We start from the raw sequence: 3,133 nt of genomic DNA on the forward strand, positions 1-3,133 counted from the left end.
CATCGTGCGGATGATGTCGCCGCGCTCGCCCAGGGCGCGCAAGGTCTTTTCCGCATCGGCATGGACGGCCCAGGTGCCGGGCTGCGTCTCGTCGGCCAGGCCCAGGCGCTGCAAGCGTTGCAGGCGGCCGATCAGCAGCAGGCGTTGGCGCTGCAAGCGGGGTTCGTTGAGCCGTTCGACATGCACCAGGCCATGGTCGCCGGCCTCGCGCTTCAAGGTGCGATCCAGGCTCGTCCACCGTTCCTGTTCCACCTCGCGCTGCAAAGTCTGCTGGATCTCCAGTTCGGTGCGCGGCCCCAGCCATTCGGTCGCCAGCTCGGCGGCGCGGTGGCGGAAACCATCGGCGATGTAGTCGCCCGCGATGATGAGGTCTTTGCCGGTGTCGTCGCGCCCGCGCACGACGATGTGCATGTGCGGGTTGTCGGTGTTCCAGTGGTTCACGGCCACCCAATCGAGGCCTGTGCCCAGGTCGGCTTCCATGCGGCCCATGAGGTGCCGCGTATAGGTGCGCAGGTCTTCCAGTTCCGCGCCATCCTCGGGCGAGAGGATGAAGCGGAAATGGTGCCGGTCGTCGGCGCAGCGTTCCTTGAAGGCGTCGAGGTCGGCGGCGTCGGTCTGCGGCCCGTAGGCTTGGCCCGGCTCGCCGTCGCGCCCCACGCCATCACGTTCGATATAGCGAAGGTGCTTGGCGAGCGATTGCGGGCTGGCCTGGCGCTGGTTGACCAGCAGCGTCTTGATGGTCACGCGCCGCGACATGGGTGTCAGCTTCGCGCCCGCGAAGCGCGCCGCCGTATGGCCGCGGCCCAGGCGCGAGCCGGGACGCTGGCCGGTGCCACGCGCTGCGCCAGAACGGCGCACCGTGGACTTGCCGCCGCTGGCCTTGCCCGTCTGCTTGAGCACCTTGGAAACGAAGCTCTGTCCCTGGCCCTTGCCCCGGTTCTTCGGGGCGCTGGGGCGCACGCGGAAATCGTCGTCGCGGCGGTCGCTCATGGCTGCGCTCCCTGCAAGCTCTGGCGTGTCCTGTCGTGCGAAGCACGCGGACATGCCTGCATTGGCGCGGGCCTCGCGCCCCACGCGGCACGGCGGCAAAGCCGCGCCGTGCCGCGCCAACCCCACGTGCAGACTGGCTTTCGACGCGGCCCGGTGCCGCGTCCTTTTGTCTTGCCTTCCGCCTTTGCCCCTCGCTGGCGCTCCGGGCAGCGGCGGCCCGGCGGCGCTGCTGCGCGAGCAGCCAGCGCGCCGGCGAACGCGGCGACGGCCATAGGCCGGCAGCGTTCGAGGCAAGACGCCTGCACATGGGAAGGCAGCGCGAAGTGCGGCACCCGATACGTAGGATCGGCGCTCGCACTGCACGCGCGACGACATGCCGAAAGCCACTGGATCGGCACGCCCAATGGCACGACAAGATGCACGACAACGTGCAGCGAGTCGGCGGCCATCATGGGCGGGCCTCCAGCCGGATCGGGTGCGCGACGCCGATCACGGCGGATGCGGCAACCGGGCCGAAATACCGGCTGTCGAACGACGACGGGTTGGTCACGCTCAACAGGAAAAGCTCGCCGGGTTCAAGGCGGCGGCACTGCTGCCAGGATGGCAGCGGGCGGCCCCAACGGTCGGCGGGCAGCGCGGCGGCCGAAGGCACGCCGTCGATGCGGACGATGCCGCTGGCAACGCACACCTCCTGCGGCGCGACCGCGCCCACGCGCTTGAGCAGCGGCACGCGCGCCGGCAGGTAGCCGCGCTGCGCGGCCAGCGCGGCGGCGTCTGGCGGCAGCGTGGTCAGCACGATGGAGCCGACGCGCGGCGCATCGGGTGGCGCGATGCGATACCAGCCCACCGGAACGCTGTCGGACGGGTTGTAGATCAGGCGCGGCATCGGATGCACGAAGGACGCCCAGGCCAGCGCAGCAAGGCCGCAGGCGGCGAAGCCCGCGAGCACGATGCGAGCGCGCTGGCGCGAGCGAGGACGCGGCGCCTTTCCAGTGGTGTTGGCGCCAGTGGAAACGGCGGTCATGGCAGCACCCTCCCGGCCAACCAGGCGGCGTGCCGCTCGGCGGTGTACTCGGGCAGCGGCAGGCGCGCAGCGAGCCGGTTGGCGAGCGTGCGCCAGTACGCGGGCGAGACGGCGACAGGCGCGATGCCCAGCGCCTCGATGGCGTCGATGCGTTCCAGCACGGCGCGCACTTGCCCGTCGCCCTCGGCGTGCAGTAGCAGGCGCGCGCCAGGCTGCACGCCGGGGATGCGCTGCGCCGCGTCCAGCGGTGTGCAGGCTTGCATCACCATGAGCTGCCAGCGCACGGTGCCGTAGTCGTTGGCCTGCCAGCGCACGCGGCAGAACACAGCGCCCGGCAGGAACATGGCGCAGCGTCGCCAGCGGTCGAGCTGGTGCGTGCGCGCGGGTTCGCCAAAGCGCAGGTAGAGCTTGAAACGGGCCTCGATGTAGGCCAGCGCCACGCGCGTCAGCGGCGCGCTGGCGGGCTGGCCGGAAGGTGCGATGAATGATGGCTGTGGCGCAGCCGTGGCCGCGCCAGCGGCAGGCGCGGCAGCAGGTGCAGTGGATGCAGTCATGGTGTGTTCTCCCTGCGGTTCTCGGGAAACTCCCGCTCCAGCAGGCCGCGCAGCAGGTCGGCCACGGTCACGCCTTGCGTGAAGGCCGATACCTTGATGCGCGCCCGCAGTGCGGGCGTGATGTCGAGCGTGAGGCGAGCCGTGTAGAGGTCGCCCTTGCCCAGCGCATCGGCATCGCCCTGGCGAATCCACGCCTCGGCGTGCGGATTCGCAGGAGGACGCGCACCGATGCCGACGCGTTTTGCCGTGCGTTTGCCGCTCTGTGGTGGCTTCGCTGTCATGTCGTCCACCGCAGCAGTTCGTCCACCAGGGCGGTGATTTCGCGCGCGGCGGCGCTGACCGGTGCCGTCTCGCGTGCAAGCCGGCCAGCGGCCACGCTGTCGGCGAACACGATGCGCTGATGCACTTCCGCGCGCAGCGCAGGAAGCGGCTGGTCGGCCAGCGCCTGGCGCGCTTCGCGCCCGATCACGGTGGTACTGATGCGCCGGTTGATGACGAAGGCCGCGCGCAGCGCAGGCCGGAACACCTGCGCCTCGCGGATCAGCGCCACCATCTCGGCGCTGGC

The 3,133-nt window shown here is 70.8% G+C and carries 4 protein-coding genes and 1 pseudogene; all 5 read right to left on the reverse strand.

The features are described 5' to 3' along the window. Positions 1-990, reverse strand: a 990-nt coding sequence (locus HMPREF2924_RS12755; protein WP_141765533.1) for a relaxase/mobilization nuclease domain-containing protein, incomplete at its 3' end; no start/stop codon positions are given. Positions 991-1,438: 448 nt separating this feature from the next. Then, the gene (locus HMPREF2924_RS12760; protein ID WP_003139016.1) at positions 1,439-2,014 is read right to left on the reverse strand and encodes a S26 family signal peptidase; all 576 of its coding nucleotides are present in this window, start codon (positions 2,012-2,014) and stop codon (positions 1,439-1,441) included. Beyond that, entirely contained in the window at positions 2,011-2,568 is a 558-nt protein-coding gene (locus HMPREF2924_RS12765; protein WP_016254214.1) for a DUF2840 domain-containing protein, read from the reverse strand. The genes HMPREF2924_RS12760 and HMPREF2924_RS12765 overlap by 4 nt, the downstream gene beginning before the upstream one ends. Beyond that, on the reverse strand, positions 2,565-2,849 hold the full coding sequence (locus HMPREF2924_RS12770) for a hypothetical protein (protein ID WP_016254213.1): 285 nt from the start codon (positions 2,847-2,849) through the stop codon (positions 2,565-2,567). The genes HMPREF2924_RS12765 and HMPREF2924_RS12770 overlap by 4 nt, the downstream gene beginning before the upstream one ends. Next, positions 2,846-3,133: pseudogene (locus tag HMPREF2924_RS12775) on the reverse strand (ATPase); the annotation flags it as partial. The pseudogene HMPREF2924_RS12775 and the gene HMPREF2924_RS12770, both read right to left, overlap by 4 nt.

It is taken from the genome of Pseudomonas sp. HMSC063H08, from assembly GCF_001813645.1.
Lineage (GTDB): Bacteria > Pseudomonadota > Gammaproteobacteria > Pseudomonadales > Pseudomonadaceae > Pseudomonas > Pseudomonas aeruginosa.